The organism is Streptomyces sp. SID3343, from assembly GCF_009865215.1.
Lineage (GTDB): Bacteria > Actinomycetota > Actinomycetes > Streptomycetales > Streptomycetaceae > Embleya.
On sequence record NZ_WWJX01001356.1, the window covers coordinates 1 to 5762 of the forward strand.

The following is a 5762-nucleotide window of genomic DNA, read 5'->3' on the forward strand; positions in this document are numbered from 1 at the left end:
GTCGGCGCGCTGGGGCCCAGCGGCTACCCGCACTACGGCTACGCCAACCAGTGGTGGACGCTCGGCGGCGAACGCCGCGCGTACACCGGGATCGGCGTCTTCGGCCAGTATCTGTACGTCGATCCGGACGCCGACGTGGTGATCGTCAAGACCAGTGCGTGGCCTTCGGCGGACGACGAGGCTCGCGACCGCGAAACCGTCGCGGCGTTGCGGTCGTTGGTCGCGTACCTGGACGCGGGCTGACCGTCCTCGGGCGCACGACGGGCCGACTGCCGCCCGCACGCCGCCCGACGACGCCCCGAGGGGTCGCCCGAAGGCGGCTCCCCTCAGGGGCAGTTGCCCCGCGGGGCTAGCCGGCCACGCAGAACTCGTTGCCCGCCGGGTCACGCAGGGTCGTCCAGGTCAGCCCCGGCATGCTGCGCTCCGCCACGATCGACGCGCCCAGGCCGACCAGGCGTTCCACGTCGCCTTGGCGGTCGGGCGTGTGGAAGTCGACGTGGACGCGGTTCTTGCCGGACAGGTCGTCGGGGACGCGCTGGAAACCGAGGACGAGCGGCTCGGCGCCGACGATCACGAAATCGCCGTAGTCGTGGGCGATCTCCACGTTCAGCGCCTGGGCCCACCACGCGGCGAGGGTCGCCGGGTCGGCGCAGTCGATGGTGATCATCCGGGCTGTGAGGTTCATGGGCGCACGATAGGAGACGGCACCGACAATCGCGGGATGCCCGCCCTCGGCTGGTGTGTCGCCCTTGGTCGCCCTCGGTCGCCCTCGGTTGCCTCGGTTGCCTCGGTTGCCTCGGTTGCCTCGGTTGCCCTTGGTCGCCGTTGGTCGCCCTTGAAGAATCGGCCCCGCGGCCGGCCTCCCGGCGGCGGCCCGTCAGCCGATCACGCCGATCCCGCCGATCAGAGTGCGCGCCGCGGCCCGGGCGAACTCGTCGATGGTGGGGCCGTCCTCGATGCCCATGAAGTGCCGCAGGAAGGCTCGCTGATAGCACGCGCCGAGCAGTAGCGCGGCGGCGGCGTCCGGGTCGACGTGCGCGGCGATGCGGCCGTGGTCGCGTTCGAGGCGTACATACCGGGCGAGCGCCTCCAGAGGCAGATGTGGGCCCGCGCCGATCCTGCGCAGCGCGTCGCGGTGGCGTTGCAGCAGCGCGGGGTCGGCGAACAGGGACGAGGCGATCGGCATGCTCTGCTCGTAGAACAGCGTGGCCTGGGTGGCGATCGCGACCAACCGCGCCTCGACCGTCCCCGCACCGCCACCCGCCGGCGAATCCGACCCCGTCGGCGAGCCCTGTCCCGTGGTCTCGTCCTCCCCCGTCGTCGCGTCCGTCCCCGACTCGACCGTCAATTGCGCGAGCAGCGGCCCCAGCGGCGGCAGTCGCTCCTGGAGGACCGCGACGAACAGGTCCTCCTTGCCGGTGAAGTGCTTGTACAGCGCCGCCTCCGAGCAACCGGCGGCGCGCGCGATCTCCTTGGTCGTCGTGCGGGCCAGGCCGAGAGTGCGCATGAGGTGGTCCGCGGCGTCCAGGATGCGTTGCCGGGTGGGGGTCGCAGGGCTCGGCTGCGTCGGGGGTCGCATCGCGCAGATCCTCCGTTCGTCGTTCGTGTCGGTGCCTCGTCGGGGCTTGACGTAGTGGTGAGTGAGTATTCACCATAAGAGGGTGAGTGAACATTCACCCACCTCGGGAGGCAACGCATGAGACTCACCGTTCTCGGCGCCACGGGCGCCACCGGCAAGCACGTTCTACGGCAGGCGGCCGACGCCGGACACAAGATCACCGCCGTGGTCCGCGCCCCGTCGTGGCCCGACGTCGAGCATCCGAACATCGACGTGGTCCGCGCGGACGTGACCGACCGGGCGGAACTGCGCGCGGCGATCGAGGGAAGCGAAGCCGTCCTCTCCGGACTCGGCCCGCGCGGGCGCAAGACCGCGGGCATCGCGGCGGCGTCCGCCCCGGCGATCGTGGGCGCGATGGCCGATGTCGGGATCCGCCGCGTCGTGGTGATCAGCGCGGCGCCGGTGGGGCCGACGCCGCCCGGCGACTCGGTGTTCGTCCGCCGTCTGCTGATCCCGATCCTGCGCTCGGCGCTCAAGGACGTGTACGCCGACGTGAGCGCGATGGAGGCGGAGTTGGCGCGCAGCGGGCTCGACTGGACCGCGATGCGCCCGCCCAAGCTGACCGACGCGGCGGTGACCGGCGTGTACCGCACCCACATCGGCGGGAGCGTGCCACGTGGAAGCACGATCGCCCGCGCCGACCTCGCGCACGCGATGCTCGGGGCCCTGACCGACCCGGCGACCTATGGGAAGGCATTGGGCGTGGCCTACTGAATCCGCCGCGGGCGCCGTTGACGGCGGCCCACCGGACGATCCCGGCGCGGCGGCCCGCGCCGAACCGGGCCGTACGAGCGGCAGGGTCGGGCGGTCGATACTCCACCGGAATGAGGGTGGTTACGCCCGGCCCCGCCCCTCCGGCGACTGCGGGAGGAGCGGGGCGCGTACGTCGGTGCGAGTCGACCCGGTACGGGTGGATCGACGAGCGCGTGCGGACAGGTCAGTGCGTGTAGAGGTAGACCAGACCCTGCGGACCGTCGGCACAGTAGAAAACCGGCCCCCACAACGCGAACCCGGCCTGGCCCGCCGCCGTGCACTGGGCCTGCGTGTAGTAGACGCCACTGACGTGGAACTCACCCGCAGCGCTCGCGGTGGGTGCGGCGGCAAGGGGAAGCAGAACTGCGGCAATGCCCGCGACCAGCAGTGCAATACGTTTCCTCACGTGCCAACTCCTTTGACCAGGAAGGCATTTGGCAGGCCGTCAGATGCCCTCGGAGGTGGTGCGATGCCGCTCGAATGCTACTCACGCAGCCACAAACAGGTCTATGCCAATCTCCAGAAAGGTCTAGGCCAATTTCGCGGGCGGTAGCCCGCTCGGCGAGGCACCTGGACGAACACCATCGCGGACCGCTTCCGGGGACGACCGGCGGAGCGCCGCCGCACCCGACCGGCCGCCGCCCGCAGGCGCATACTTGGGCCCGTCGCGTGGGGGGTACACGCCGGCACTCACCTCACCCCCACCGGGAGGCGCCATGGCCGAGCCCACCATCACCGTCCGCCGCGTGTACGACCCCGAGGACCCCGCCGAGCCCGACGGCCTGCGCGTCCTGGTCGACCGCCTGTGGCCACGCGGCATCACCAAGGCGGACGCGCACCTCGACGACTGGCCCAAGGTCTTGACCCCCTCCACCGCGCTGCGGCGGGAGTGGCACGCGGGCAACCTGGCCGACGAGGTCTTTCGCCGGCGCTACCGCGACGAGCTCGACGCCGAGGAGGCCCGCGCCGCACGCGCGGACCTCCTCGCCCGGGCGGGCGACGGCCGGCTCACCCTGCTCACCGCCGTGCGCGATCCGGCGCACAGCCACGTACCCGTACTGACCGACTTCCTGCGCGAAGACCGCTGACGCCACGGCCGGGGGCGGGGTGGTGCACGACGGTGACCCTCGGCCGAAGTCCGAGGTCCGAGTCCGGGTCCGGCTTCGTCACCGGCGCGGGCGCACACCCGTGGAGACCGTGGTGCCGAAGAGCAGGAAGGCGTCGGGGCGCCGCAGGATGCCGGCGGCGTCCTCGGGGTCGAGCAGCACGTCGAGGGTCCGGCGGTCCTCCGCGTCCAGGGACTCGCTCACCGTCTCCCGCACCCGGGTCAGATGGGCGTACAGGAAGGCGCGCGCCGCGTCGTCCAGCGGGGCGGGGAGGTCGAGGAAGGACGTGAAACTGCCGACACCGGTGAGCCCGGCGCGGCCGAGCATCGCGGGCCAGTCCTCGATCACCGCGATGCTGCCCGGCAGTTCGGATCGCATGGCCGTGAACCAGGACTCCTGGGCGGCGTCGAACCTGGCCTGGATTCCGGGAGCGCCGATACCGATGTCGCGTGGGAGGAAGCGCATCGGCACCCCACCCTCCGCGACGGCGAGCACCCCGCCTGGCCTGAGCACGCCGGCGAGCGCGTCCAGTGTCCCCTGCTGATCGCCGAGGTGGTGCACGGCCTTGCTGCTCCAGACCAGATCCGCGGTACCGAGGCCGCCCTCGCCGTGCCCGTCGTCGCCGGTCAGGCCCTCGGGGAGTTCCGCGTGCCGCACGACCACCCGGCCGCCGAGTCCCAGCCGCTCGGCGCGAGCCAGCGCCCGATCCAGCAGCGCCGGTGTGCCGTCCACGGCGACCACCTCGGCGTCGGCGAAGGTCTCGGCGAACACGCAGCTCATCACACCCGGCCCGCTGCCGATGTCGAGGATGCGCCGGACCGCCGTCCCGGATCCGGTCGACCCCGCGCCGAGCAGTTTCCTCAGGCGAGCCGCCGTCTCGCGCGAGACGGGGAGTTGCAGGTCGGCCTTGTTCTCCAACTCGGTGGCCATCGTTTCCCAGTCGATGTCGGTGCCGTGGTGCCCGTGTCCGTGTCCGTGCCCGTGCCCGTGCTCATGCCCGGATGCGCTGTGTGCGTTCATGCCGAGGAGAGTGCCCCCGCCGCGTCCCGCCGGCAACTTCTGTTGCCAATCCTGGGACCGCCCGATGGAATGCCCGCATGGACACCCCACCGGCACACCAAACGGTCCTCGACCAGGTCGGCCCCCGACTCAGACGACTACGCGACGGACGCGGCCTCACCCTGGCCGCCCTCGCCGAGGCGACCGGCATCTCCAAGAGCACCCTGTCGCGGCTGGAGTCCGGGCAGCGCCGCCCCGGCCTGGAACTGCTGTTGCCGCTCGCCGCTGCCTACGGCGTGCCCCTGGACGAACTCGTCGGCGCGCCCGCCGTGGGGGATCCTCGGGTACGCCTGACCACCCGCACGCTGCCGAGCGGTGGTACGTCCGTGGCGCTGACCCGGACCCCGGGCCCGCTCCAGGCGTTCAAGTTGGTCATTCCCGACCGGGGTTCCGAGCCCAACCTCCGTACACACGAGGGCTACGAGTGGCTGTACGTGCTCGAAGGCCGGCTGCGGCTCGTCCTCGCCGAGCACGATCTGATCCTCGGCCCGGGCGAGGCCGCCGAGTGGGACACCCGACTGCCGCACTGGTTCGGCAGCGCGGACGGGCGGCCCGTCGAGGTCCTCAGTCTCTTCGGCCGACAGGGCGAGCGCATGCACGTCCGTGCGAAGCCCCACGCGTGACGGCGCATTCGCCTCGACGCGAAGCACCATCGACACATCGACGCCCCCGCCGGCGGCCGAGTCCCCGACCCCCGATTCCCGGCCCCCGACGGCCATAAGCCGTCAGCCGTGGGCGTGTTCCGCCGGCGGGAGCATCGTGCGCGGATCCTGGCCCGCGAACCACATGCCGATCACGATCGCCGCCGTCGCCTCCAGGTAGCCCGCGCGGTCCAGGCCACCCACCTCCACCGCCACCGACCCCACGTCCGCGACCAGTGTGCCCGCCACCGCCAGCGCCGCCCGATCGTCCCCGCACACCGCCACCGCGAGCCCGTCCGCGAGTTCGCCCGCCCACACCTGTGCCGCGCACAGATGGAACGCCTTGACCACGTGCGCGCCGGGCGCCGCGTCCGCGAGCTCGCGCGCCGCCGACCGGCCGCCGTCCGTATCGAGCATCAGCCCACCCGGGCCGGGCACGATCGGGTTCGAGCAGTCCAACACCGGCTTGCCCGCGAGCAGTTCGGCCAGCGGCGGGATCACCTCGCCCACCCCGCCGCGCCCGACCGCCGCCAACACCGCGTCACCGTGCGCGGCGGCCTCGGCCAACGTCCCGGCGCCGGCCCC

The 5762-nt window shown here is 72.5% G+C and carries 8 protein-coding genes and 1 pseudogene; 4 read left to right on the forward strand and 5 right to left on the reverse strand.

Annotation, left to right across the window (positions count from 1 at the left end):
• Positions 1–243 (forward strand): annotated as a pseudogene (locus tag GT354_RS42770) (serine hydrolase); the annotation flags it as partial.
• Positions 244–349: 106 nt separating this feature from the next.
• On the opposite strand, the gene GT354_RS42775 reads toward GT354_RS42770, so the two are convergent.
• Entirely contained in the window at positions 350–685 is a 336-nt protein-coding gene (locus GT354_RS42775) for a VOC family protein (protein WP_161362282.1), read from the reverse strand.
• A 192-nt stretch (positions 686–877) separates the two neighbouring features.
• Positions 878–1579, reverse strand: a complete 702-nt coding sequence (locus GT354_RS42780; protein ID WP_161362284.1) for a TetR/AcrR family transcriptional regulator — start codon at positions 1577–1579, stop codon at positions 878–880.
• A 117-nt stretch (positions 1580–1696) separates the two neighbouring features.
• On the opposite strand from GT354_RS42780, the gene GT354_RS42785 reads away from it, so the two are divergent.
• The gene (locus GT354_RS42785; RefSeq protein ID WP_161362286.1) at positions 1697–2332 is read left to right on the forward strand and encodes an NAD(P)H-binding protein; all 636 of its coding nucleotides are present in this window, start codon (positions 1697–1699) and stop codon (positions 2330–2332) included.
• Between the two features lie 223 nt (positions 2333–2555).
• On the opposite strand, the gene GT354_RS42790 is transcribed toward GT354_RS42785, so the two are convergent.
• Entirely contained in the window at positions 2556–2777 is a 222-nt protein-coding gene (locus tag GT354_RS42790) for a hypothetical protein (protein WP_161362288.1), read from the reverse strand.
• A gap of 310 nt (positions 2778–3087) precedes the next feature.
• Here GT354_RS42790 and GT354_RS42795 point away from each other — a divergent pair, with 310 nt between their 5' ends.
• A complete protein-coding gene (locus GT354_RS42795) occupies positions 3088–3459 on the forward strand; it encodes a DUF488 family protein (protein ID WP_161362290.1) in 372 nt (123 codons plus the stop codon).
• A gap of 78 nt (positions 3460–3537) precedes the next feature.
• Here GT354_RS42795 and GT354_RS42800 read toward each other — a convergent pair whose 3' ends face one another.
• Entirely contained in the window at positions 3538–4497 is a 960-nt protein-coding gene (locus tag GT354_RS42800; protein ID WP_161362292.1) for a class I SAM-dependent methyltransferase, read from the reverse strand.
• 77 nt (positions 4498–4574) lie between these two features.
• Here GT354_RS42800 and GT354_RS42805 point away from each other — a divergent pair, with 77 nt between their 5' ends.
• Positions 4575–5159, forward strand: a complete 585-nt coding sequence (locus GT354_RS42805; RefSeq protein ID WP_161362294.1) for an XRE family transcriptional regulator — start codon at positions 4575–4577, stop codon at positions 5157–5159.
• Positions 5160–5261: 102 nt separating this feature from the next.
• On the opposite strand, the gene GT354_RS42810 is transcribed toward GT354_RS42805, so the two are convergent.
• Positions 5262–5762: NADP oxidoreductase (locus GT354_RS42810; protein ID WP_161362296.1), on the reverse strand; the 501-nt coding region annotated here is incomplete at its 5' end.